This window comes from Nocardia sp. NPDC057272, from assembly GCF_042668615.1.
Classification (GTDB): Bacteria; Actinomycetota; Actinomycetes; order Mycobacteriales; family Mycobacteriaceae; genus Nocardia.
Genome location: NZ_JBHUYK010000012.1, coordinates 93,879 through 118,252, shown reverse-complemented (window position 1 = coordinate 118,252; position 24,374 = coordinate 93,879). Strand labels below are relative to the sequence as shown.

The window sequence follows — 24,374 nt, the reverse complement described above, 5'->3', positions numbered from 1 at the left end:
TACGGTAAAACTCAGTTATCCCGAATTCCCAGTGTTTCCCCGATGACGATTGCGCACGGTTGAACTGATGATGACTGGCACGTTGGCACGGTGACCACCGCAACGACCCCGAAAGGCGAACGACGTCGGCAGGCTCTGGTGGCGGCGGCGGCTGAGCTGTTGCTCGAAGGCGGCTTCGACGCCGTGCGACATCGTTCGGTGGCCTCGCGAGCCGATCTTCCACTCGCGTCGACCACCTACTACTTCGAATCGCTGGAAGATCTGATCGCCCGCGCCGTCGAGTTCAGCGGCGCGATCGAACTCGACGCGATGCGCCGCCGGGTCGGTGAGGTCAGTCATCGCAGGCGCGGCACCGAGGCGACGGTCGAGCTCGTGCTCGACGTGCTCGTCGGCCCCGACGACGGCGACCTCGACGCCCGCGGCCAGCTCATCGCCCGCTACGAGCGGTCCGTGGCGTCGGCCCGTCACCCCGAGTTACGTGAGGTCCAGCTCCGACTACGCACCCAGCTCGAAGAACTGCTCGCCGACGTGCTGCGCCGCTCCGACCGAGTGGTGCGCCCCGAGCAGTTACGCAGGCTGGTGGCCGTCGTCGACGGTGCGGTGGTCGCCGCGCTGATCGAAGGCCACCCCGAACCCCGCCGACCCGCCAGGGCCGGTCTGCTCGAAATGATCGACATCGTCGCCCCGCCCGTGGTCCCCAACATGATGCCCCAGCAGGCCGAACGGGTGCGGCAATTAGACTGAGTGCTCGTGAGCCTCGTCCCGAATGTCCTCGCCACCCGATACGCCAGCCCGGAGCTCGTCGCGCTCTGGTCGCCCGAGAACAAGATCGTGCTCGAGCGCCGGCTGTGGCTGGAGGTGCTGCGTGCGCAGGCCGAACTCGGAATCGATGTCCCCGCAGGGGTTGTCGAGGATTATGAACGCGTCATCGACCACGTCGACCTGGCCTCGATCGCCGAGCGTGAGCGGGTCACCCGCCACGACGTGAAGGCGCGGATCGAGGAATTCAACGCGCTCGCCGGGCACGAGCACGTGCACAAGGGCATGACCAGCCGCGACCTCACCGAGAACGTCGAGCAGCTGCAGATCCGGCTCTCGCTCGAGCACGTGTACAAGCACGGCATCGCCATCGCGGCGCGCCTGGCCGAGCGGGCCGCCGAGTACCAGACCCTGGTGATGGCCGGACGCTCGCACAATGTCGCCGCGCAGGCCACCACGCTGGGCAAACGCTTCGCCTCCGCCGCCGACGAGATGCTGGTCGGCCTGGCGCGCGTGCGTGAGCTGATCGACCGCTACCCGCTGCGTGGGATCAAGGGCCCGATGGGCACCGCACAGGACATGCTCGACCTGCTCGACGGTGACGCGAACAAGCTCGCCGCCCTCGAACAGCAGGTGGCCACCCACCTCGGCTTCGCGAACGTGTTCACCAGCGTGGGCCAGGTGTACCCGCGCTCACTCGATCACGATGTGCTGTCCGCGCTGGTGCAGCTGGGCGCCGGGCCATCGTCGTTCGCGCACACGATTCGGCTGATGGCCGGTCATGAGCTGGTCACCGAGGGTTTCCAGCCGGGCCAGGTCGGCTCGTCGGCGATGCCGCACAAGATGAACACCCGCTCGTGTGAGCGGGTGAACGGCCTGCAGGTGATCCTGCGCGGCTACGGCTCGATGGCCGCCGAGCTGGCGGGTGCCCAGTGGAACGAGGGCGACGTGTTCTGCTCGGTGGTGCGCCGCGTCGCGCTGCCCGACGCGTTCTTCGCCATCGACGGGCAGATGGAGACCTTCCTGACCGTGCTCGCCGAGTTCGGCGCCTACCCGGCGGTGGTCTCGCGTGAGCTCGACCGGTACCTGCCGTTCCTGGCGACCACCCGCATCCTGATGGCGGCGGTGCGCGCGGGCGTGGGCCGCGAGACCGCGCACGAGGTCATCAAGGAGCACGCCGTCGCGGTGGCACTGGCCATGCGCGAGCAGGGTCGCGAACCCGATCTGCTGGATCGTCTCGCCGCCGACGCGCGGATGCCGCTGGACCGCGCCGGACTCGACGCGGCGCTGGCCGACAAGGCGGCGTTCATCGGCGCGGCATCGGACCAGGTGGCCGAGGTCGTCGCGCAGGTGCAGAAGCTGGTCGAGGCGAATCCGGACGCCGCGCGCTACACGCCGTCGCCGATTCTGTAATCCCGTGCGAATCAGCCCGCCACTGCCGCCTTTTCGCCGCCGGTGGCGGGCTTTCGTGCGTCGGGGTCGATACCGTGGTCGGGTGAATCCGTACACGATCTTCGCCGACATCATCGCCGGGGCCGCCCCGTCCTCGAAGGTGTACGAGGACGACGAAGTCCTCGCCTTCATGGATATTCGTCCTGTGACGCCCGGGCATGTGCTCGTGGTGCCGAAGGCGCCCGCACCGAGTCTGGCCGATCTCGATCCCGCGTTGGGCGGCAAGCTCTTTCAGGTCGGGCAGCGGATCGCCGCCGCGTTGCGCAGCAGTGAAGTGGCGGCAGACGGGGTGAATTTCTTTCTCGCCGACGGGGTTACGGCAGGGCAGGAGGTCTTCCATGTGCACCTGCATGTGATCCCGCGAACGCCCGGTGACGGCTTCGGTCTGCGTGCGCGGCCGACGTCGCCCGCGCGGGCGGATCTCGACTATCTGGCCGGTTCGATCCGGGGCGCCCTCACCCGCTGACCCGAATCCGGCGAAGCGGTCATTGCAAACCGGAGAGTTTGCTGAAGAAACGCCCGAACCGTCGAATGCTTCCGATTCGTTCACCTGTGGGTTACTTTGGACTGTCATTGGCATGCGGTTATGGAGGGTAGATCGTGCGTCGTACAGGTGTTGCTGCTGCAGTGCTAGCCCTTGCTCTCGGTGTCATCGGACCGGCGGTTGTTCACCCCACGACGGCCTCCGCCGCGCAGATCATCGGAGTCAACGAACTGACTCCGCACCGGACGGCGATCACCGTCACCTCGCCCGCGATGGGCCGCAACATCGATCTCCAGGTCCTGCACCCCGCGGGCGGCGGCGCGCGGGGCACGTACTACCTGCTCGACGGCCTCGACCCCGGTATCGGCCAGAGCACCTGGACCAACGCCACCGACGCCGAAGCCTTCTTCCGCGACAAGAACGTCAACGTGGTGCTGCCGATGGGCGGCCAGGCCAGCTACTACACCGACTGGATCGCCGACGATCCGCGTTTCGGCCGGTACAAGTGGGAAACGTTCCTCACCCAGGAACTGCCCGGCCTGATCGACGGTCAGTTCAACGGCACCGGCGTGAACGGCATCGGCGGACTGTCGATGGGCGGCAACGCGGCCTACATCCTGGCCGCCCGGCACCCCGGCCTCTACCGGGCCGTCGCCGGTTACAGCGCCTGTCCGGACATCGCGATGGCGGCGGGCGCGATGATGTTCTCCATCGTCAACCGGGGCGGCAATCCCGGCAACATGTGGGGCGCGCCCGGCAGCCCCGAGTGGGCGGCGCACGACCCGGCCCTGATGATCGACGGGCTGCGCGGCAAGGCGCTGTACATGTCGACCGGCACCGGCATCCCCGGACCGCACGAGGCCGAACTCAAGCCCACGCTGGCCGAGAACATCTTCCTCGGCGGACCCATCGAGCTCGGCGTCAACACCTGCATGGTGGCCTTCGACCAGCGCCTGCGCGCCGCGGGCATCGGCGCCAGGATCGACTACCACCCGGTGGGAACGCACTCCTGGTCCTACTGGCAGGACGCTCTGCACGCTTCGTGGCCGGTCATCGGACCCGCGCTCGGGGCCTGAGAATTCCCGCACGGGTCGCGGTGCGTTCGGACTACCTCGCGGACCGTCGACGCAGGACCACGCTCGCGATCACGCCGATCAGCGACAGCCCGGCGACGATCAAGACGTAACCCGCGGGCAGACCGAGGATCTCGACGTATTCCTTGCTCACCACGCGGTCACGCACGGGGACGTCCTCGGCGGCGGGAGCCAGAAGGAAATCACTGGTGATCGTCGCTGGGTGGGGGATGTAGATCGAGAGTTCGGTGAGGTAGTTGCCGCTCGCGGCCAGCGCTTTCAGGTCCGGATCGCTGGGTTCGCCGACCGGAGAGGCGAATTCGGTGGTGACGACGTGGGGCTCGGTATCGGGGTCGATGCGTGCCACCCGGTGGTCGCTGAAGACATACAGGTGGACCGATTGCGGTGTGGTCGCGGCGGCCGACATGCGCATCGGGTACACGAGGCGGTCGGAGTCGAAGGTGAGGCGGACCGGGTCCAGGGCGCCTGCGAGGGGCTTCGTGCTGGTGAGGCGCATGGCGACGAAGGACCAGCCCTCGCGGAGATAGGGGTCGAGCGTGGCGCTCACCTCGGGCCGGAGCTGATAACCGTTGGTGTCCAGCCATTCGCGGACGCCGGTGAGATCGCCGCCGCGCAACGTGGTCGCCTCCAGCGGCCCCAACTGCACTTGGCTCAGCACGTCGGGACCCGACCCCGGAGCGGCTCCGGATGCGTCGCCGCCGAGCGAACCGCTGCCGAACCAGTCGTATTCGGTGACCCGCTCGGGTGCGGTCATCCGCGACAGCTCCCTGAACGAGTCCGGACTGCCCGCCGAGACGGTCGCCGGCGTCGGCGTCGGCACGATCAGGGCCGCGTCGGCACCGGTGAACTGCATCCCCAACCGCATCAGCACGGTCTCGCGCCGCCCGTCCCAGCCGAGGACGGCGGCCTCATTGTTCACCCGCGCCGAACTGTCCGCGCTCACCACGCCGCCGCAGGCGCACGCGTTCGCCGACATCACCGCTCCCGATCCCGCGGCCAAGGCCACTCCGGCAGTCACGACCAACGAACGCATTGCGTACCGCATCCCCATGCGGGTCAGGCTACGCACAACGGGCCTGCGGCAGATGCGCAGAAATACTCAGTCAGCCCGCTGCCTCCAGCCGCCGACGGCCGAGTTGGCGGGCCCGGTTGGAGTGGGGCGGCTACGGTGGACCAATGGCTGGCGAGAATGAGACCGTGTCGGCGCCGATCGCGAAGAGGGCGCCCGTCGAGCGGGTCCACCACGGTGACACGTTCGTCGACGACTACGAGTGGCTGCGGGACAAGGAAGACCCCGAGGTCATCGCGTACCTGGAGGCGGAGAACGCCTTCACCGCGGCGCAGACCGACCAGCTGCAGCCCCTGCGGGACAAGATCTTCGACGAGATCAAGGCCAGGACGCAGGAAACCGATCTCTCGGTCCCGACGCGACTGGGCGACTACTGGTACTACTCGCGCAGTTTCGAGGGCAAACAGTACGGCGTGCACTGCCGCTGTCCCGTCGACGCGAAAGCCGAGGGTATCGACGCCTGGACGCCGCCTCAGCTGGAGGTCGGCTCGGCGATCGAGGGCGAGCAGGTGCTGCTCGACAGCAATATCCTCGCCGAGGGGCTGGACTTCTTCGCGCTCGGCGCGTTCTCGCTGAGCCACGACGGCAACCTGCTCGCCTACTCCGTGGACAGCTCCGGCGACGAGCGCTACACGCTGCGGATCAAGGACCTGCGCACCGGTGAGCTGCTGGCCGACGAGGTGGCGGGCGCGGCGCCGGGGGCGACCTGGTCGCTGGACGGCACGCACATCTTCTATCAGACGGTCGACGAGTCGTGGCGGCCCGACACCGTGTGGCGCCATCGCGTGGGCACCGGTTCCGACGCCGATGTGACGGTGTTCCACGAGCCCGACGAGCGCTACTGGGTGAGTGTCGGCGCGACCCGCTCCGAGAAGTACCTGATGGTCTGGCTCGGCTCCAAGATCACCACCGAGGGCTGGGTCCTGGAGTCGGACAATCCCGAGGGCGAGTTCCGGGTGCTGCTGCCGCGTCGCGAAGGCGTGGAGTACTCGGCCGAGCACGCGGTGATCGCGGGCGAGGACAAGTTCCTGATCCTGCACAACGACGTGGTCGACGGCGTGAAGGCGGAGAACTTCGTGCTCGCCGTCGCGCCCGCCACCGACCCGTCGGACATGACGACCCTGATCGGGCATCGCGAGGATGTGCGGCTCGAGGACATCGACGCCTTCGCCACCCATCTGGTGCTCGGTTACCGGCGCGACGCGCTGCCGCGCCTGTCGGTGTGGCCGCTCACGCCGGAGGGCTTCGGCGAACTGACAGAGCTCGACTTCGGCCTCGAGTTGTTCTCCGCCGGTGCGGGTTCGAGCCCGGAGTGGGAGCAGCCCACGTTGCGCGTGGGTGTCGCCTCGTTCATCACGCCGATGCAGGTGTTCGACTATGTGCCCGCCACCGGCGAGCTGTTGCTGCGCAAGGAACAGCCGGTGCTCGGCGGTTACGACGCCGATGACTATGAGCAGCACCGCGATTGGGCCATCGCCGCCGACGGCACTCGGATTCCGATCTCGATCATCAAGCGCAAGGGTCTGGCCGACGGGCCGAAACCCACACTGCTGTACGGATACGGCTCCTACGAGGCCAGCATCGATCCCTCGTTCTCGGTGTCGCGGCTGTCGCTGCTCGATCGTGGCATGGTGTTCGCGGTGGCGCATGTGCGCGGCGGCGGGGAGATGGGCCGGCTCTGGTACGAGCACGGCAAGACGCTGCTGAAGAAGAACACCTTCACCGACTTCGTCTCCTGCGCGAGTCATCTCATCGATACCGGTGCCACCGCACCCGACCGCTTGATCGCCGACGGCGGCAGCGCGGGCGGGCTGCTGATGGGCGCGGTCGCCAACTTGGCGCCGGAGCTGTTCAACGGCATCCTCGCCAATGTGCCCTTCGTCGATCCGCTCACCTCCATCCTCGATCCGTCGCTGCCGCTGACGGTGATCGAATGGGACGAGTGGGGAAATCCCCTGGCGGACAAGGACGTCTACGACTACATGAAGTCGTACTCGCCCTACGAGAACGTGGAGGCCAAGGACTACCCGGCCATTCTGGCGATCACCAGCCTCAACGACACCCGTGTCCTCTACGTGGAACCGGCCAAGTGGGTCGCCAAGCTGCGCGCCACCAAGACCGGCGACAACGAGGTGCTGCTCAAGACGGAGATGACCGCAGGTCACGGCGGTGTGAGCGGCCGCTACGAGAAGTGGAAGGAAGTCGGCTTCGAGTACGCCTGGGTCCTCGACCGAGTGGGTCTCGCGGACGCCTGATCCGGTGGGCCCCGGCTTCGGCCGGGTTCACGATCGGCGCCGACTTCGAACCCGCGGTGCGGGTGCCGTGCGAACAGGTATTGCACTGGCCGGGATGGTGAGGAGTGCGCTGGAATTCGTCGGGGCGTCATCGGGGTAGCACGCCGGCGTCACCTCGAACTGTCACCGTGGGTACATGAACGCTGAGTTGATCGTTTCGGTGTCGGGGATCCGGGATACGACTCGCGATGCCGCGATCGAATTCGCCGGCGAGATGGACGCCCGGGGCGTGCGGCTGTCGTTGCTGGTCGCGCCGCGGTTGAAGGGCAAGTACCGGCTGGTCGACGACCCGGCGACGCAGTCGTGGCTGCGCGGGCGGCGCCTCGAAGGCGACGCGATCGTGCTGCACGGCTACGACCAGGCCGCCACCAAGGCGCGGCGCGCGGAGTTCGCCGATCTGCCCCGGCACGAGGCGACACTGCGGCTCAAGGCCGCCGATCGGGTGATGGAGCGGGTGCAGCTGCGCACCCGGCTGTTCGCCGCGCCGCGCTGGGACGCCTCCAACGGTGCGCTGGCGGCGCTGCCCGACGTGGGCTTCCGCATGGCATTCGGGCTCACCACCATGCTCGACCTGGAGCGTGATGTCGCCCAGCGTGCTCGGGTGTACGGGATCGGCGAGGGCTTCCGTGCCGAGCCATGGTGGTGCCGCGCGCTGGTGATGGGCGCCGCGCGCACCGCTCGACGCGGCGGCGTGCTGCGGTTGGCGGTGTCGGCGGCGCAGTTGCAGCGGTCGGGTCCGCGCCAGGCCGTGCTCGACGCGGTCGACCTCGCGCTCTATCACGGCGCCCACAGCGATGTGTACCGCTGGGAGCCCTACCCGGCTGTCCGAGCCGCCTGACCGCCACCGCCGCGCGCGTACCGGCGATCAGCGCGCGGCGGTGGCCTCGAAACCTCCCTGCCCGATTTATGATTCATCAGTTGATCGAGTGGTTTCCGCTAGTTGTGTGAACACAGCAGGAGGCAGCGCTGATGACGGGCACGTCGACGAAAGTCGCGACGACGACGAAATATATGTCCTGGGTGACCTTGGCGCTGATGACCACGAGTTCGGTGGCGAGTCTGCGATCAGCGCCAACAATGGCCGTGTACGGATTGGCCTGTGTATTCCTCTATGTCATTCCCGCGATTCTGTTTCTGATGCCGACCTCGCTGGTCGCCGCGGAACTCGCGTCCGGGTGGCAGGGCGGCGTGTATCAATGGGTCAGTGAGGGATTGAGTAAGCCGCTCGGATTTCTTGCCGTCTGGTGCCAATTCGCCATGACGATCTTTTACTATCCGAGCTTGCTCGCTTATGTGGCGAGCACTTTCGCCTACATCATTCATCCGTCGCTCGCATCCAACGGCCTGTACGTGGCGATCGTGATCATCACCGTGTACTGGGCGGGTGTGTACGTGTCCTCGCAGGGCACCAAGACCGTGGCCGGGCTGTCGAGTATGGGCCTGGTCATCGGCACGCTGATCCCCGGCACCGTGCTGGTCGTGCTCGGGCTGGTCTTCCTCGCGCAGGGCAACGAGTCCGCGGCGCCGATGGATTCGTCGCACCTGCTGCCGGCCTGGGCGGGGTTGGCGAGCCTGGTGCTGATCGTGAACAACTTCCTGTCCTACGCGGGCATGGAGATGAACGCGGTGCACGTGTCGTCGCTGAAGAACCCGGCCAAGGAATTCCCGAAGGCGATGTTCCTGGCCATGGCCCTGGTGCTGGTGATCTTCATCCTGCCCGCGCTGGCGATCAGCTGGGTGGTGCCCTCGGCCAGCCTGAGTCTCACCGCGGGAGTGATGCAGGCCTTCGACGCCTTCTTCGGCCACTTCGGGATCGGCTTCCTCACCCCGATCGTCGGCATCGCGCTGGTGGCGGCCGCGCTCGGCGGCATGCTCACCTGGCTCGCCGGACCGTCCAAGGGCCTGTTGCTGATCGGGCGCAGCGAGGGATATCTGCCGCCGTTCCTGACCCGGCTCAACAAGCACGGCGTGCAGCAGAACATGCTGGTGGCGCAGGGTGTGTTCACCACCTTGATCGCGCTGCTCTACGCCTTCATCCCCAATGTCTCCAGCGCGTACTGGATTCTGTCGGTGATCACCACACAGGTGTATCTGATCATGTACGTGCTGATGTTCGCCGCGGCCGCCAAGCTGCGTCGCGACGATCCGGACCACCCGCGCGGCTACCGGGCGCCGGCGCTGATGGCGCTGTGCGCGCTCGGCGCGGCCTCCTCGATCGCCGCGTTCACGATCGGCTTCGTGCCGCCTTCGCAGTTCGGCTCGGGCAGTCCGTGGGTGTACGTGCTCATCGTGGGTGGCGGTCTCGGCATCGTCGGCCTGCTCATCCCGTACCTGTTCTACCGAAATCGCAGGGACAGCTGGAAATTCGCCGTACCGGAAGGGCAGCAGGCATGACGACCGGAGACGCCCCCGACCACAAGCGACGCTGGATCTACATCACCTCAGGTGTGCTGCTCGTGGTCTTCGCCCTGATCGGGCTGTTCACCTTCACCGCGATCCGCGAGAACACCCAGGCGAGCGCGAAAGCCGAACAGCTGCACGACAGTCTGGTCGCGGCCGGTCTGCCCGCACCGGAGGCGAGCGTGATCGCCGACGCCCTCGGCGACGACGGCGGGTCGGTCTGCCAGGACCCGAGTTCGCCGATGATCAAGGCGAAATACCAGGCCTCGATCACCAACGGTGCGGCCGGCCCCGGACAGCGTCCGGTGATCGGCCCGCGCGACACCACCGAGGCGGTGGCGCTCACCATCGCCACTTACTGCCCGGATCGCTTGCAGGACTATCTTTCTCATCTCGAGACCCTGAAGCTCGACGATACGACGAAGTGAGGCGCGAAGAGATGACCGACGATGTGACGGCGCTGCGCGGCAAGGTTTCCGGGCTGATGGGCCAGGCGAAAAAGGACCTGGCCCAGCTTGTTTCGTTCAAATCCGTCGCCGACCCGCGTCAGTTCCCGCCGGAGGGGTGTGAGCAGACCGCGCAGTGGGTGGCCGACGCGTTCGCCGCGGCGGGGCTGACCGAGGTGGGCCTGCACGAGACGCCCGACGGCAGCAAAGCCGTCATCGCGTCGAAGCCGGGGCCGCCCGGCACGCCGACGGTGCTGCTGTACTGCCACTACGACGTGCAGCCCCCGCTCGACGATGCCGCGTGGAAGACACCGGTCTGGACGCTGACCGACAAGGACGGGCGCTGGTACGGGCGTGGTGCGGCCGACTGCAAGGGCAATATCGTCACGCATCTGACCGCTCTGCGCGCGATCGGACCCGACTTCCCGATCGGGATCAAGGTGGTGGCGGAGGGCTCGGAGGAGCAGGGCACCGGCGGCCTGGAGAAGTTCGTCGTCGCCAATCCCGCTCTGCTGCAATCGGATGCGATTCTGGTCGCCGACTGCGGCAACTTCGCGGTGGGGGTGCCGACGTTCACCCAGACCCTGCGCGGGATGGTGAATGTGGTGCTGACGGTGACAACGCTGGAAGGCCCGATGCATTCGGGAATGTTCGGTGGACCGGCGCCCGACGCGCTCGCCGCGATGATCCAGCTGCTGTCGTCGTTGCGCGATGCCGAGGGCAACACCACGATCGACGGACTCACCGACGACCAGAAGTGGACCGGCGCGCAGTATCCGTCGGCGGACTTCCGGTCGGACGCGGGTGTGCTCGACGGTGTCGGCCTGCTCGGCGACGGAACCGTGTCCGACATGCTGTGGGCGCGGCCCGCACTGACCGTGCTGGGGATGGACGTGCCCGCGGTGGTCGGGTCGTCGGCGGCGATCCAGCCGAGCACCAGGGCCAGGCTCAACCTGCGCATCCCTCCGGGCACCGAGCCCAAGCAGGCCTATGACCTGCTGGAGAAGCATCTGCGCGCGCACGTGCCGTGGAACGCCGAACTCGACATCGAGCTCGAGGCGCTCGGCGAACCGTTCGTCGCGTCCACGCAGGGCCCCGCCCGCTCGGCCATGGAGAAGGCGATGGCCACCTCCTACGGTCGCGACGTGACCACCGAGGGACAGGGCGGGTCGATTCCGCTGTGCAATGTCTTCGCCGACACCTACCCGAAGGCCGAGATCATGCTGATCGGCGTCGAAGAGCCGAAATGCCTGATCCACGCGCCCAACGAGAGCGTCGACCCCAGCGAGATCGAGCACATGGCACTGGCCGAGGCGTTGTTCCTGACCAGCTACCGCTGATCAGAACTGGCCCTGGTCCTCGGGTTCGAGTACGCGGAACTCGGTGCCGGCCGGGGCCATCTCGGTCAGCCTGCCGAAGTAGATGCCCTGGGCCGACGGGGCGATGATGCCGTGGTGGATGGGCACCGCGGTGCGGGGATTGACAGCGCGCAGGTAGTCGACGGCCTCCGCGATGCGCATCCACGGGGCGACGGCGGGGATCGCGAGCACGCCGACCGGGACCGGCGGCACCCAGAGCGAGTCGCCGGGGTGGACCAGCTGGGCGGGGTCGGCCTCGGTGCCGAGCTGGAAGACGGTGTTGTCGATCACCGGGATCTCCGGGTGGATCACCGCGTGCCTGCCACCGCCGCCGGTGATCTGTAAGTCACCGATATCGAGCACCTGACCGGCCGACACCGGCTCCCAGCCCTCACTGCGCTGCTGCGCGGTCTGCGGATCCGACAGCAGCCGGGCGGTGGGATTGTTTTCGATGAGATCGCCGATCCGGTTCGGATCGATGTGGTCGGGGTGCTGGTGGGTCACCGCGATCGCGTCCAAACCGGTGATGCCCTCGAACCCGTGCGCGAAGGTTCCGGGGTCGAACAGCACTTTCACGCCGTGCAGTTCCACGAGGATGCAGGAATGACCGAAGTGGGCGATGCGCATACCCGATGCTAAGCCGCCGTGACCCCGGAACGCGGGCACGACGGCCCGGTCAACTAAGATTTCCGAGGTAACCCCCACATCACTTGAGGAGCAACGCGTGGCACGAGTCGTGGTCGAGGTCATGCCGAAGGCCGAGATTCTGGACCCCCAGGGACAGGCCGTGGTCGGCGCGCTCCCGCGTCTGGGATTCGCCGGAATCTCGGATGTGCGGCAGGGCAAGCGATTCGAGCTCGAGGTGGACGACAGTGTGTCGGACGCCCAGCTCGAGCAGATCGCCGAGGCGCTGCTGGCGAACACGGTGATCGAGGACTGGAAGGTCGTTCGGGTCTCGTGAGCGCACGCATTGGCGTTATTACTTTCCCGGGCACGCTCGACGATGTCGACGCCGCTCGCGCGGTGCGGTTGGCCGGCGCCGAGGCTGTGAGCCTGTGGCATGCCGATGCCGATATCAAGGGTGTCGACGCGGTGATCGTGCCCGGTGGGTTCTCCTACGGGGACTACCTGCGGTGTGGGGCGATCGCACGGTTCGCGCCGGTGATGGGCGAGGTCGTCCGCGCCGCCGGGCAGGGTCTGCCGGTGCTCGGTATCTGCAACGGATTCCAGGTGCTGTGTGAGGCCGGGCTGCTGCCGGGTGCGCTGACCCGTAATGAGGGACTGCACTTCATCTGCCGCGACGAGTGGCTGAAGGTCGAGGCGACCGATACCGCGTGGAGTTCGCGGTATGAGCCGGGTGCCCAGATTCTTGTCCCGCTGAAGTCGGGCGAGGGGCGTTTCCAGGCTTCGGAGAAGGTGCTCGACGAGCTCGAAGGCGAAGGTCGCGTGGTGTTCCGGTACGCCGGTGACAATCCGAACGGTTCGCAGCGCGGGATCGCCGGGATTTCCTCGGCCAACGGGCGGGTTGTCGGTTTGATGCCGCACCCCGAGCACGCGACCGAGGCATTGACCGGACCCAGCGATGACGGTCTCGGCATGTTCTTCTCGGTGATCGATAGTTTCGTCAAGGCCTGACAGCCCCGCATCGGCACTAGAGCGTGTCGATGATGTCGAAGTCGACCCCGTTCGCCGTAGCCAGGTGGGCGGGGCCTACTGCTTGATTGCCCAGGAATCCCCGTCGGGTGGCCGGGCCGTCCAGCACCAGGCCCGTCTCCGACGCGGCGATGATCGTTTTCACGTCGAGGGTGCCGGTGGTGTCGGCCAGGGTGTTCAGCAGGTGGATCGCCTCGTAGGTGGAGTTGCTGAAAGTGGTCAGCGCGGGGGCGAATCGACCCTGATGCCGGTGATAGCGGGCGCGGCGGGCACGGCCTTCGGCGCTGTGGTTGTCGATGAAGAAACTCGACGCCACATAGAGGTTGGCGTTCGCTGACGGCCCCGCGCTGAGCAGGACGTTCTCGTCGACCGCCGGGCTGAGCCGGGGCATCATGGCGGGCAGGCCGGTGGCGGCGAACTGGCGATTGAAGCGGGCGGTGTCGGCGCCGACCATGAGAATCAGGACCGCGTCGGCCAGCAGCAGCGCCGGGTTGCCCAGGAAGTCGCCGAAATCGGTGGTGCCGAGCGGCACGTAGTGCTCGACGATGATGTCGTACGGATCGGTCAGGGACCGGCGCAGGGCACGGGCGGTTCGGCGGGGCCAGATGTAGTCGTTGCCGATGACCGCCCAGCGGCGCACTCCCAGTTCGCGGGCCATCCACGCGGCCGCGGGAACTGTCTGGTGGTCGGGATGTTCGCCCACCAGCAGGACGCCGGGACGTTCGTCGGGCAGGCCCTCGTGGTCGGTGGCGTAGAGATAGGGAACGCGGGTGTCCACGGCCTCGGCGACTGCGCGACGTACCGCGGAGGTGTGCCAACCGGTGATCGCGCCGACCATTCCGGTGGCCAGGAAGGCCGCTACTTCGGCGGCGACTTCGTGTGGTTCGCGGCCGCCGTCGAGGGTGGTGAGACGGATTTCACGGCCGAGAATTCCTGTGCCGCTATTGATTTCGTCTACGGCCAGGGAAATGGCCGCGGTACACGATGGCGCGATGATGCCGCCCGGGCCTTGGGTGGGCACGATCGAGAGAATCTCGATCGTTTCATCCCGGCTCTGGCCTGACGAGGGCATTCTGTACTCTATCGCCTAGTGCGAACAGGATTGTTCGAATGAATTTCTCGGTAGGTGGGAATGCAATCGGTGTCCATCATAAGTGGGTATTCCACGCTGCACGGCGCCCTGCGCTCCGCGGAGCGCAACTGGGTAGGCCGGCTCGAATCGGCGCTGTCGGCTGACAATCTCACGGCCGACCACTGGGCGATCCTGTCGCAGCTGTCCACCGACGACGGGATGACGATGTCGGAACTGGCCGCCCAGGCGCGGCTGGCCCCGTCCTCGGCCACCCGGCACGCGGACAATCTCGCCGAACGCGGATTGATCTTCCGGGTCGCCGCCACCGACGATCGTCGCCGGATCCTGATCGGCTTGAGCAGTCTCGGGGCCAAACTGGCCGCCAGGATCCGCGCGCAGGAAAAGCTCGCGGAGGAAGAACTACGCTGCCGCCTGGGGAATCGCCGCTACGGCGAATTACTGGCCGCGCTCGCGGTGATCGCCGAACGCGACGACTGATCCGAGCGCGTATTCCGGGGCGGGGTGCCGGGGCACGCCATCGTGCCTAGGATCGCAGGATGCCGGTTTCCTTGACAGCGGCCACGGCCAGCGGATTGTGTGCCTTCATCGATGCGTCACCCTCGCCCTTCCACGTGTGCGCGACGGTGGCGGCCGAGCTGGACGGCAACGGTTTCACGCCGTTGACGGAGGCCTCGGCGTGGGACGACGCGGGCGGCAAACACTATGTGGTGCGCGGTGGTTCGCTGATCGCGTGGGCTGATTACGACGCCGTGCCCGCCGCTCCGTTCCGGGTGGTCGGCGCGCACACAGACAGCCCCAACCTGCGCGTGAAGCAGCATCCCGATCTGGCAGGAGCGGGGTGGCAGCTCGTCGGGCTCGAGCCGTACGGCGGGGCTTGGCTGAACTCCTGGCTGGACCGCGAGCTCGGTCTCTCGGGGCGGCTCAGTGTGCGCGAGGGCGCGCGGATGCGCGATGTGCTGGTACGGATCGACGAGCCGATCCTGCGGGTGCCGCAGCTGGCCATCCACCTGTCCGAGGACCGGCGCGGGGTCACCCTCGACCCGCAGCGGCATGTGAACGCGATCTGGGGGATCGGCGACGCGCCCGCCTCGTTCCTCGACTTCGTCGCCGAGCGGGCCGAGGTCGACGGCGCCGATGTGCTCGGCTGGGAACTGATGACCCATGACCTCGCGTCGAGCACGATCGTCGGTCGCGACCTCGACCTGGTGAGCGCGCCGCGGCTCGACAACCAGGGCACCTGCTACGCCGGATTGCAGGCCTTCCTCGCAGCCGCCGACGAGCCGGGTGCGGCGACGGCGGTGCTGGTGATGTTCGACCACGAGGAGGTCGGGAGCCAGTCCGATCGCGGGGCGCAATCGGATCTGCTGCCCGCCGTGCTGGAGCGGATCGTGCTGGCCCGTGGCGGTGGGCGCGCGGATTACCTTGCCGCGCTGGCCGGTTCGGTGGTCGCCTCCGGTGATATGGCGCACGCGACGCACCCGAACTACCCGGACCGGCACGAGCCCGCGCATCGCATCGAGGTCGGCGGTGGGCCGGTGCTCAAGGTGAATCAGAACCTGCGCTACGCCACCGACGCGGCGGGCGCGGGCGCGTTCGCCCTCGCGTGCGCGCAGGCCGGCGTGCCGCTGCAACGGTATGTCCACCGGGCCGACCTGCCCTGTGGTTCGACCATCGGCCCGATGACGGCGGCTCGCACCGGCATGTCGACCGTCGACGTGGGCGCACCCCAGCTCGCCATGCACTCGTGCCGCGAACTCATGGGCGCCGCCGATGTCCCCGCCTACGCCTCGGCCCTCGCGGCATTCCTCACCCCGGAAGCGACGGACTGACGGCGGCAGGGGCTCGGCTCGGCCTCGATGGCCGCCGAGCTCAGGCCGTCGCGAGTTCCGGTGCGGCCGAGGACTTCCGGCTGGGGTGGTAGGTGAGCACCGCGTAGACGATCACGGCGAACGTGGTCCACACATAACTGCTGCCGATGATCTGCTGCCACCAGGCCCAGGCCAGTTCCTTGTCGCCCGAATGTGGCAACACCCACTGCGGGCCCACGATGAACATCACCGTGAACAGGGCGACGAGGGTGGTGAAGGCGCGGGAGCGGCGAGCCACGGCCAGGCTGACCGCGACGACCAGCGCGGGCGCGACCCAGACCCAGTGATGCGACCACGACACCGGTGAGACCAACAGCACCGCCGCCGCGTTCACCAGCAGCGCGCCGACCTCGTTGCCCACGCCGATCAGGCGGTACATCCACACCGCGGCCAGCGCGATGGTGACCGCCGACAGACCGAGCCACAGGCCCGTTGCCAGCGATTCGTTCATGCCGAGGCGGAACAGCGTGCCCTTGATCGACTGGTTGCCCGCGAAGTAGGGCGTGCCGATGCGGCCGGTGTCGGAGACGGTGTGGAACCAGTATTCGACCGAGTCCTTGGGGAACAGCAGGAAGCCGGCGCCCACCGCGCCCGCGGCCGATACGACCATGGTGGCCGCGGCCTTCCAATCCCGGCGGAGCAGGAAGTACAGCAGATAGCCCGCCGGAATCAGCTTGATCGACACCGCGATGCCGATCAGCATCCCGCGTGGCCAGAACGGCTTGCGTACGAGAATGTCGAGGGCTACCGCGGCCATCAGGATCAGGTTGATCTGGCCGAAGTTGAAGGTCTGGCGGACCGGTTCGAGGTACTGGGCGAGGCCGAGCCCGGCGATCAGCACGGTGAGCACCGAGATCCGGTCGAGCTCGGGGCGCACGCGAACCAGCACCAGCCACAGCACGATCCCCAGGCTCGCCAGCGAGGTCAGCAGCACGACGACCTCGGCCACCACCAGCGGCATCAGCGCCAGCGGCACGAAGAACATCGCGGCCAGCGGGGGATAGGTGAACGGCAGGCCGAGCCCGTACACCGGCGGCATCGGGCCGTACAGGTCGCCGCCGTCGAGCCACACCCGCGCGCCGTTGCGGTAGACCTGCAGGTCGATGAACCCGTGCCACCAGTGCGCCAGCAGTGCGACGGCGGCGGAGACCACGAACAAACCGATGGCGGCGGTCAGCCAGCGTCGTTGGCGGTCCGGGTTGTCGGGATCGGGAATACGCGGCTCGACCTGCTCGGTACCCCCCGGACTTTCGTTCACAGCGCCAGAGTAATGGGTACCCCGATGGCCCAACCGCAAGTGTGACCAGACCGAATCCGGCCGCCTCCCCAGCGTGAGGGCAGTACGGGCGGCAGGCGGTTACCTCGCAACCATTAGACTCTGCAGATCAAGTTCCCCCCGGCCGAAAGGACCCTGGTCTCCCGTGACACTGCAGGTCGACACCGTCGCTACCGCCGCAGCCACCCCGGATGCTCCGCAGCCGTACAAGGAACTCGGTCTCAAAGACGACGAGTACGCCCGCATCAAGGAGATTCTGGGCCGTCGGCCCACCGATGCCGAGCTGGCGATGTACTCGGTGATGTGGAGCGAGCACTGCTCCTACAAGTCCTCCAAGGTGCATCTTCGCTACTTCGGTGAAACCACCACCGACGAGATGAAGGCCTCGATGCTGGCCGGGATCGGCGAGAACGCCGGCGTGGTCGACATCGGCGACGGCTGGGCCGTCACCTTCAAGGTGGAGAGCCACAACCACCCGTCCTACGTGGAGCCGTACCAGGGCGCGGCGACCGGAGTCGGCGGCATCGTGCGCGACATCATGGCCATGGGCGCGCGCCCGATCGCGGTGATGGACCAGCTGCGCTTCGGTGCGGCGGACGCCCCCGACACCCGTCGCGTGGTCGACGGTGTGGTGCGCGGCGTCGGCGGTTACGGCAACTCGCTCGGCCTGCCCAATGTCGGCGGCGAGACCGTGTTCGATGCCTCCTACCAGGGCAACCCCCTCGTGAACGCGCTGTGCGCGGGCGCGATGCGCGTGGAAGACCTGCACCTGGCCTTCGCCTCGGGCAACGGCAACCGGATCATCCTGTTCGGCGCGCGTACCGGCCTCGACGGCATCGGCGGCGTGTCCGTGCTCGCCTCGGACTCCTTCTCCGGCGACGAGTCCGGCACCGGCCGCAAGAAGCTGCCCGCCGTGCAGGTGGGCGACCCGTTCACCGAGAAGGTGCTCATCGAGTGCTGTCTCGACCTGTACGCGGCCGGGCTGGTCGTCGGCATCCAGGACCTCGGCGGCGCCGGGCTGTCCTGCGCCACGTCCGAACTCGCCGCGGCGGGCGACGGCGGCATGCACATCGACCTGACCAAGGTCCCGCTGCGCGCCACGCACATGACCCCCGCCGAGATCCTGTCGAGCGAATCGCAGGAGCGCATGTGCGCGGTCGTCACGCCGGAGAACGTGGACGCGTTCATGGCCGTCTGCAAGAAGTGGGACGTGCTGGCCACCGACATCGGTGAGGTCACCGACGGCGACCACCTCGTCATCACCTGGCACGGCGAGACCGTGGTGGACGTGCCGCCGCGCACCGTCGCCCACGAGGGCCCGGTGTACGAGCGCCCCGTGCAGCGCCCCGACACCCAGGACGCGCTGATCGCCGACACCACCGCCACCCTGACCCGGCCGAAGACCGGCGACGAGCTGCGCGAGACCCTGCTCACGATGATCGCCAGCCCGCAGCTGTGCAGCCGCAAGTGGATCACCGAGCAGTACGACCGTTACGTGCGCGGCAACACCGTGCTGGCCGAGCACGCCGACGCGGGCGTCGTCCGCATCGACGAGTCCTCGGGCCGCGGCATCGCCCTGGCCACCGACGCGTCGGGCCGCTACACCAAGCTCGACCCGTACACCGGCGCGCAGCTGGCGCTGGCCGAGGCGTTCCGCAATGTCGCCACCACCGGCGCCACCCCCAAGGCCGTCACCAACTGCCTGAACTTCGGTTCGCCGGAGGATCCGGGCGTGATGTGGCAGTTCCAGCAGGCCGTGCGCGGTCTCGCGGATGGTTGTGCGGCGCTGGGCATTCCGGTGACCGGCGGCAACGTGAGCTTCTACAACCAGACCGGCAAGGACGCCATCCTGCCCACCCCGGTGGTCGGCGTGCTCGGCGTGATCGACGATGTGCACCGCCGCATCCCGACCGGCCTCGGCCTCGAGCCGGGCGAGTCGCTGATCCTGCTCGGCGAGACCCGCGACGAGCTGGACGGCTCCATCTGGTCGCAGGTCACCCACGACCACCTCGGTGGCGTGCCGCCGCGCGTCGACTTCGCCCGCGAGCAGCTGCTCTCGGAGGTGCTCACCTCGGGTTCGCGCGACGGCATGATCTCCGCCGCGCACGACCTGTCCGAGGGTGGCCTGGCGCAGACCGTCATCGAGGCGGCGCTGGCAGGCGAAACCGGTTGCCGCATCGTGCTCCCCGAGGGCTCGGACCCGTTCGTGCAGCTGTTCTCCGAGTCGGCCGGGCGCGTGCTCGTCGCGGTGCCGCGTTCGGAGGAGACCCGGTTCACCAAGATGTGCGACGCGCGGCAGCTGCCGTGGGTGCGCATCGGCGTGGTGGACCAGGGTTCGGATTCGGTCGAGGTGCAGGGGCAGTTCTCCGTGACACTCGCCGAATTGCGCGAGGCATTCGAAGGCACGCTGCCTAAGCTGTTCGGAGCGCACACCGCCTGATCGGTCAGCGGCCGGAGGCGGTAGCGCAGCGTCACCACGTAGGCCGCCCGAGCAGGCGAAACAGATTCCGCCTGATCAACCGAGGAGTCGAGCTTGTGACCACTGAGGATACGAGCTCGGCTTCTGCACCGGCAGTGCGCGATAACCTCTTCATCAGGGGAATTCACCTGGTGGAGAGGTTTTTTCATCCCAACTACGCCGGCCTGGTCGTGGCGACGTTGTTCTTCGGGCTGTCGCTGACTCCCTCGCTGCTGCCGCGTGACTGGTTCTTCCAGGGGCTGGTCAGCGGCATCAACGCGACGATCGGCTACGGGCTCGGCTGCTTACTGGCGTGGGCCTGGCGTCGGTGGGTCGCGCCGCGGATCACCTGGCCCGAGCAGGTGCGCACGGCATGGGCCCGGCGGCCGAGCTGGCTGGTGGTGGCGCTACAGAGCGCGATCGTGGTGGCGTGCCTGATCTTCGCGGTGCTGATGAGTATCCAGTCCTCGAAGTGGCAGCGGCAGATCACCGACCTGATGGGGATGGAGCCGGTCTCCGACGCGGGGTATCCGCGGACGGTGCTGGTCGGCGCGGTGGTGGTCGGACTGCTGATCTGGATCTCGCGCCTGGTGGTGCGATTGGTGCGCGCGGTGACGCGGGCGCTGAACCAGTGGGTGCGGATTCCGGCGGCGTTCGCGCGGCCGCTCGGGGTGATCGTCGTTCTGGTGGCCGCGGTGCTGCTGTTCAACGGTGTGCTGGCGAAAGGCTTTTTCGCCGTCGCGAATTCGGCGTTCAGCGCGCGCAACAGTCACACCTCACCGAACGCGGTCCAGCCGACGCTGCCCGAACGCTCCGGCAGCCCTGAGTCGCTGGCCAAGTGGGACACCCTGGGTTCGGAGGGCCGATGGTTCGTGGCGAACGCGCCGACCGCTCTCGCGATCGGGCAGGTCACCGGAAAACCCGCGCGCGAACCGATTCGGGTCTACGCGGGGCTGGAATCCGCGGACGGGGTCGAGGCGCAGACCGATGTGGCCATCGCCGAACTCGACCGCACCAAGGCTTTCGAACGCGAAGTGCTGGTGGTGATCAGCACCACCGGCACCGGCTGGGTCGATACGACCAGTGCCGAGGCGATCGAGTTGATGTTCGGTGGCGACACCGCGCTGGTGGCGACGCAGTACTCGTATCTGCCCAGCGCGCTGTCGTTCCTGTCCGACCGGGACAAGTCGATGACCATGGGGCGCACGCTGTTCGACAAGGTGTACGAACGCTGGTCGGCGCTGCCCGAAGACGCAAGGCCCAAGCTGCTGGTCTACGGCGAGAGCCTCGGTTCGCAGGGGTCGGAGGGTGCGTTCTCCGGTCTGGCCGACATTCGCAATCGCACCGACGGCGTGCTGTGGGTGGGACCGCCCAACTCCAACCGGTTGTGGTCGGAATTCGTGGCCCGACGTGACCCCGGCACCGACGAGATCACCCCGATCTACGCCGACGGGATGTCGGTGCGGTTCGCCGCCGACGACGAGCAGCTGGCCCGGCCGACGCCGGCCTGGAACGACCCGCGCATCACCTACCTGCAACACGCCTCCGACCCGGTGGTGTGGTGGTCGCCGGATCTGCTGTTCAGTCAGCCGGATTGGTTGCGCGAGAAGCGCGGACCCGACGTATCGCCGGCGATGTCGTGGTATCCCATCGTCACGTTCTGGCAGGTCGCCGCGGATCTGCCGCGCGCGCAGACGGTTTCGGACGGGCACGGCCACAACTACGGCAACCTGGTGCCCGACGCGTGGGCCGCGGTAGCCCAACCACCGGACTACACACCGGAATTGGCTGCCAGAATTCGGGTGTTCCTCGAAGAATCCATGGCTACCGAACGTCAGTTGAAGTGACGAGCCGGGGGCGCCGAACCCCTCGATCGGCGCCGCCCGCTCGGCTCACGACACCGATTTGAACGGATTGTGTTCGGCGATCAGCTGTTCCAGCCGAGCCTCGTCGATCCGCCCGATCAGTGACTGAGTCTCCTGCTGGTCGCGCACGACCTTGGCGAGGGTGAAGCAGCTGGTCACCAGGAACAGGCCCGACATCGCCAGGAACGCGCGCTGCCAGCCGTCCAGCGGCAGGTACGCGATTCCGGCGCCGGTCCCGAACAGGCTGACAGCGAACGCGATCGCGGCCTGGGCCATGTAGGCCGAGGTGTTCTTCGGCTTGGTGTTTGTGCTCATGGCTCTCAGTGTGCTGATCCGCGGTGTCGCGATCGCGCGTACAACTACTCGAGTGCGGTACGTAGTTTGTGAGCGGCTCCGCAGTCACAAATCCGGTGATTGTCGGTACCGGCCGCCATACTGGGGCGGTGACCGAGCGCGCTTCGACTACCGCGATGCTGCGTGCGCGCGGCGCCGTGGTCTTGCGGCGCGTCGAGGTCGTCGTCGATCTGAATTACGTCGGATTGGTGCTGGCGACGCTGTTCTTCGGGCTGTCGGTGACCCCGTCACTGGTGCCGCGTGACTGGCTGTTCCAGGGGCTGATCAGCGGGATCAACGCCGCGATCGGTTACGGGCTCGGCTGTGTGCTCGAGTGGTTGTTCCGGCGGTGGGTGCGGTCGCGGATTCCGATTCCGAGCCCTTCCGATCGGCTGCGATACGCGATCAAGGCGACCGTGCTGGTGGGGTGCGCGCTGGTGGCGGCGCTGATGCTGGTGCAGTCGGCGCGGTGGCAGCGCGAGATCACCTCGCTGATGGGGATGGCGGGCACCACCACGCCCGCCTATCTGCGGACCGGGCTGCTCAGCATGGCCGTCGGGGTGGCGGTGGTGGCCGCGTATCGGACGGTGCGCGTCATGGTGCTCGGCCTGGCTCGCCAGCTCAATCGGTGGGTGCGGGTGCCGCGCGAAGTGGCGCCCGCCGCCGGGCTGCTGGTGCTGGTCGTGCTCGCGGTGACGATCTTCAACGGCGTCGCCTCGCGGGCGTTCTTCGCGGTGGCCAACTCGGCGTTCAGCGTGCGCAACGATCGGGCCACGCCGTACGCGGTGCAGCCGATCGCGCCGGAGCGTTCGGGGAGCCCGGGATCGCTGGCGCCGTGGCAGTCGCTGGGGTTCGAGGGGCGGTGGTTCGTGTCCAACGGGCCGAGCGCCGCCGCGATCACCGAGGTGACGGGAAAGACCGCGCGCGAACCCATTCGGGCCTATGTGGGGTTGGAGTCGGTGACTCGCGACCAGACCGCGGCGCAGCTGGCCGTCGCCGAACTGGAGCGGACCAAAGCCTTCGAACGCGAGGCGATGGTGGTGGTCACGACGACCGGGACCGGTTGGGTCAACGGGATGGCCGCGGGCGCCGTGGAATACCTCTACGGCGGGGATACGGCGATCGTGGCGACCCAGTTCTCGTATCTGCCCAGCGTGCTCTCGTTCCTGTCGGACCGGGACAAGGCGGCCGCGGCCAGCCGGGAGCTGTTCGACGCGGTGTACGAGCGGTGGTCGGCCCAGCCGGAGGGGCATCGGCCCAAGCTGTTCGTCTATGGGGAGAGTCTGGGTTCGCAGGGGTCGGAGGAGGCGTTCGACGGGCTGGCCGATCTTCGCGAGGAGGTCGATGGCGCGTTGTGGGTCGGGCCGCCGAATTCGAATCGGTTGTGGCGGCAGTTCGTCGACCGTCGCGATCCGGGGACGCCCGCGGTGGCGCCGGTGTACGCGGACGGGCTCGTCGTCCGATTCGCCGATGACGCGGCGGATCTCGATCGCGCCGAGCCGTGGCGCGAACCCCGCATCGCCTACCTGCAACATCCGTCCGACCCGATCGTGTGGTGGTCGGCCGATCTGATCTTCACCCAGCCGGATTGGTTGAGCGAACCGCGCGGTCCCGATGTGTCGACGCAGATGCGGTGGGCGCCGTTCGTGACGTTCTGGCAGGTCACGGCCGATCTCACCAACGCGCAGGGGGTGGTCGACGGGCACGGGCACCGGTACGGGAGTTTGGTGCTGGACGGGTGGTTGGCCGTCGCAGCGCCGCCGGGGGTGGACGGCGATGTCGTCGAAAGCATCCGTGCCGCACTGGAGTCAGCGGAAACCTATGAGCGGGAGGTGAAGTGAGAAGGCTCGAAGCCGTTGCCGCGCTGGCCCTTCCGCTGCTGTGGAGCAATCGGATTCTTCCCGCCCTCGATCTTCGGCTGCGTGGGCGCACCGCGGCGAACATCGCCTTCGCGACGGGGTACACGAAACTCTTTCGGGGCAGCCCTAACTGGTTGTCGCCCAGTGGCTTCCGCTGGGGTTTCGGCAGTGCGGCCGTCGTCGTCGCCGGCTACGCCGTCGCCCTGTCGATCCCGTCCCTGCGACGCCTCCCGCTCGAGATCGCTGTCCGCGCACCGGAGACATCGACCCTCGAATGGATCGGCCTGCACATCCCTGTGGGCACCGTCCTGGCCGAGGAAGCCGTTTTCCGAGGCACCCTCGACCCGGTGCTCGCCGAGAGCGCCGGATCGTCCGCGCCCGTGATCAGCGCCCTCGATTTCGGCCTCTGGCACATCCGACCGGCCAGAGCCGCAGGCGATCCGGTTGCCCCCACGGTGCTGGCCACCACCCTCGCCGGTCTCGTTTTCACCGAACTCCGGCGCCGGTCGGGCAGCGCCACCGCGCCCGCGCTCCTGCATCTGACGATCAATGCCGGCGGAGCGCTCGCGCCCGCCGCCGCTCGATGGGTCGACGGGCTGCGGCAGTAGGCCGG

22 protein-coding genes are annotated in these 24,374 nt (G+C 67.9%); 17 read left to right on the top strand and 5 right to left on the bottom strand.

All coding sequences use genetic code 11. From position 1 onward, the window contains the following. The first annotated feature begins 90 nt into the window (after positions 1-90). The 4 genes from ACFULV_RS18300 to ACFULV_RS18285 all read left to right on the top strand — a co-directional run bounded on the left by ACFULV_RS18300 (position 91) and on the right by ACFULV_RS18285 (position 3,771). A complete protein-coding gene (locus ACFULV_RS18300) occupies positions 91-744 on the top strand; it encodes a TetR/AcrR family transcriptional regulator (protein ID WP_378631736.1) in 654 nt (217 codons plus the stop codon). A gap of 6 nt (positions 745-750) precedes the next feature. Continuing rightward, positions 751-2,172 (top strand): adenylosuccinate lyase, encoded by a 1,422-nt coding sequence (purB, locus tag ACFULV_RS18295; RefSeq protein WP_378658071.1) that lies wholly within the window; start codon positions 751-753, stop codon positions 2,170-2,172. Positions 2,173-2,254: 82 nt separating this feature from the next. Continuing rightward, positions 2,255-2,677 carry an HIT family protein gene (locus ACFULV_RS18290; protein ID WP_378658068.1) on the top strand — a complete coding sequence of 141 codons (423 nt, stop codon included), beginning with the start codon at positions 2,255-2,257 and terminating at the stop codon, positions 2,675-2,677. A gap of 161 nt (positions 2,678-2,838) precedes the next feature. Next, positions 2,839-3,771: an alpha/beta hydrolase gene (locus ACFULV_RS18285; RefSeq protein WP_378658065.1), complete on the top strand. Its 933-nt coding sequence runs from the start codon at positions 2,839-2,841 to the stop codon at positions 3,769-3,771. A 31-nt stretch (positions 3,772-3,802) separates the two neighbouring features. Here the strand turns inward: ACFULV_RS18285 and ACFULV_RS18280 are convergent, their stop codons facing one another. Further along, on the bottom strand, positions 3,803-4,822 hold the full coding sequence (locus tag ACFULV_RS18280) for a DUF2330 domain-containing protein (RefSeq protein ID WP_378631744.1): 1,020 nt from the start codon (positions 4,820-4,822) through the stop codon (positions 3,803-3,805). Positions 4,823-4,965: 143 nt separating this feature from the next. On the opposite strand from ACFULV_RS18280, the gene ACFULV_RS18275 reads away from it, so the two are divergent. The 5 genes from ACFULV_RS18275 (at position 4,966) to ACFULV_RS18255 (ending at position 11,338) form a co-directional block, all read left to right on the top strand. Further along, positions 4,966-7,113, top strand: coding sequence for a S9 family peptidase (locus ACFULV_RS18275; RefSeq protein ID WP_378631746.1), 2,148 nt, complete (start codon positions 4,966-4,968; stop codon positions 7,111-7,113). A gap of 175 nt (positions 7,114-7,288) precedes the next feature. After that, positions 7,289-7,990, top strand: a complete 702-nt coding sequence (locus tag ACFULV_RS18270; RefSeq protein WP_378658062.1) for a DUF2334 domain-containing protein — start codon at positions 7,289-7,291, stop codon at positions 7,988-7,990. Positions 7,991-8,121: 131 nt separating this feature from the next. Further along, positions 8,122-9,546, top strand: a complete 1,425-nt coding sequence (locus ACFULV_RS18265; protein ID WP_378631749.1) for an APC family permease — start codon at positions 8,122-8,124, stop codon at positions 9,544-9,546. After that, positions 9,543-9,980 carry a hypothetical protein gene (locus ACFULV_RS18260; RefSeq protein ID WP_378631750.1) on the top strand — a complete coding sequence of 146 codons (438 nt, stop codon included), beginning with the start codon at positions 9,543-9,545 and terminating at the stop codon, positions 9,978-9,980. The genes ACFULV_RS18265 and ACFULV_RS18260 overlap by 4 nt, the downstream gene beginning before the upstream one ends. An 11-nt stretch (positions 9,981-9,991) precedes the next feature. Further along, positions 9,992-11,338, top strand: coding sequence for a dipeptidase (locus tag ACFULV_RS18255; RefSeq protein WP_378658059.1), 1,347 nt, complete (start codon positions 9,992-9,994; stop codon positions 11,336-11,338). On the opposite strand, the gene ACFULV_RS18250 is transcribed toward ACFULV_RS18255, so the two are convergent. Further along, complete coding sequence (locus ACFULV_RS18250) at positions 11,339-11,983, bottom strand: MBL fold metallo-hydrolase (RefSeq protein ID WP_378631753.1); 645 nt, start codon at positions 11,981-11,983, stop codon at positions 11,339-11,341. 97 nt (positions 11,984-12,080) lie between these two features. On the opposite strand from ACFULV_RS18250, the gene purS reads away from it, so the two are divergent. After that, entirely contained in the window at positions 12,081-12,317 is a 237-nt protein-coding gene (purS, locus tag ACFULV_RS18245; RefSeq protein ID WP_056818769.1) for a phosphoribosylformylglycinamidine synthase subunit PurS, read from the top strand. Then, the gene (gene purQ / locus ACFULV_RS18240; protein ID WP_378631755.1) at positions 12,314-12,991 is read left to right on the top strand and encodes a phosphoribosylformylglycinamidine synthase subunit PurQ; all 678 of its coding nucleotides are present in this window, start codon (positions 12,314-12,316) and stop codon (positions 12,989-12,991) included. The genes purS and purQ overlap by 4 nt, the downstream gene beginning before the upstream one ends. 16 nt (positions 12,992-13,007) lie before the next feature. On the opposite strand, the gene ACFULV_RS18235 is transcribed toward purQ, so the two are convergent. Next, on the bottom strand, positions 13,008-14,081 hold the full coding sequence (locus tag ACFULV_RS18235; RefSeq protein WP_378658057.1) for a substrate-binding domain-containing protein: 1,074 nt from the start codon (positions 14,079-14,081) through the stop codon (positions 13,008-13,010). Between the two features lie 60 nt (positions 14,082-14,141). Here ACFULV_RS18235 and ACFULV_RS18230 point away from each other — a divergent pair, with 60 nt between their 5' ends. Both ACFULV_RS18230 and ACFULV_RS18225 read left to right on the top strand, forming a co-directional pair. Further along, positions 14,142-14,579 carry a MarR family winged helix-turn-helix transcriptional regulator gene (locus tag ACFULV_RS18230; RefSeq protein ID WP_378631758.1) on the top strand — a complete coding sequence of 146 codons (438 nt, stop codon included), beginning with the start codon at positions 14,142-14,144 and terminating at the stop codon, positions 14,577-14,579. A gap of 59 nt (positions 14,580-14,638) precedes the next feature. Next, positions 14,639-15,931: a M18 family aminopeptidase gene (locus ACFULV_RS18225; RefSeq protein WP_378658054.1), complete on the top strand. Its 1,293-nt coding sequence runs from the start codon at positions 14,639-14,641 to the stop codon at positions 15,929-15,931. Between the two features lie 40 nt (positions 15,932-15,971). On the opposite strand, the gene ACFULV_RS18220 is transcribed toward ACFULV_RS18225, so the two are convergent. Next, positions 15,972-17,228 carry a glycosyltransferase 87 family protein gene (locus tag ACFULV_RS18220; RefSeq protein WP_378658051.1) on the bottom strand — a complete coding sequence of 419 codons (1,257 nt, stop codon included), beginning with the start codon at positions 17,226-17,228 and terminating at the stop codon, positions 15,972-15,974. A 163-nt stretch (positions 17,229-17,391) separates the two neighbouring features. Here ACFULV_RS18220 and purL point away from each other — a divergent pair, with 163 nt between their 5' ends. Further along, positions 17,392-19,686, top strand: a complete 2,295-nt coding sequence (gene purL / locus ACFULV_RS18215) for a phosphoribosylformylglycinamidine synthase subunit PurL (protein WP_378631763.1) — start codon at positions 17,392-17,394, stop codon at positions 19,684-19,686. Positions 19,687-19,856: 170 nt separating this feature from the next. After that, positions 19,857-21,551: an alpha/beta hydrolase gene (locus ACFULV_RS18210; protein WP_378658048.1), complete on the top strand. Its 1,695-nt coding sequence runs from the start codon at positions 19,857-19,859 to the stop codon at positions 21,549-21,551. Positions 21,552-21,596: 45 nt separating this feature from the next. On the opposite strand, the gene ACFULV_RS18205 is transcribed toward ACFULV_RS18210, so the two are convergent. After that, positions 21,597-21,884, bottom strand: a complete 288-nt coding sequence (locus ACFULV_RS18205; RefSeq protein ID WP_056818759.1) for a YiaA/YiaB family inner membrane protein — start codon at positions 21,882-21,884, stop codon at positions 21,597-21,599. A 155-nt stretch (positions 21,885-22,039) separates the two neighbouring features. Between ACFULV_RS18205 and ACFULV_RS18200 the strand changes: the two genes are divergently transcribed. Beyond that, positions 22,040-23,743 carry an alpha/beta hydrolase gene (locus ACFULV_RS18200; RefSeq protein ID WP_378658208.1) on the top strand — a complete coding sequence of 568 codons (1,704 nt, stop codon included), beginning with the start codon at positions 22,040-22,042 and terminating at the stop codon, positions 23,741-23,743. Next, the gene (locus tag ACFULV_RS18195) at positions 23,740-24,369 is read left to right on the top strand and encodes a CPBP family intramembrane glutamic endopeptidase (protein ID WP_378658046.1); all 630 of its coding nucleotides are present in this window, start codon (positions 23,740-23,742) and stop codon (positions 24,367-24,369) included. The genes ACFULV_RS18200 and ACFULV_RS18195 overlap by 4 nt, the downstream gene beginning before the upstream one ends. Positions 24,370-24,374: the final 5 nt, after the last annotated feature.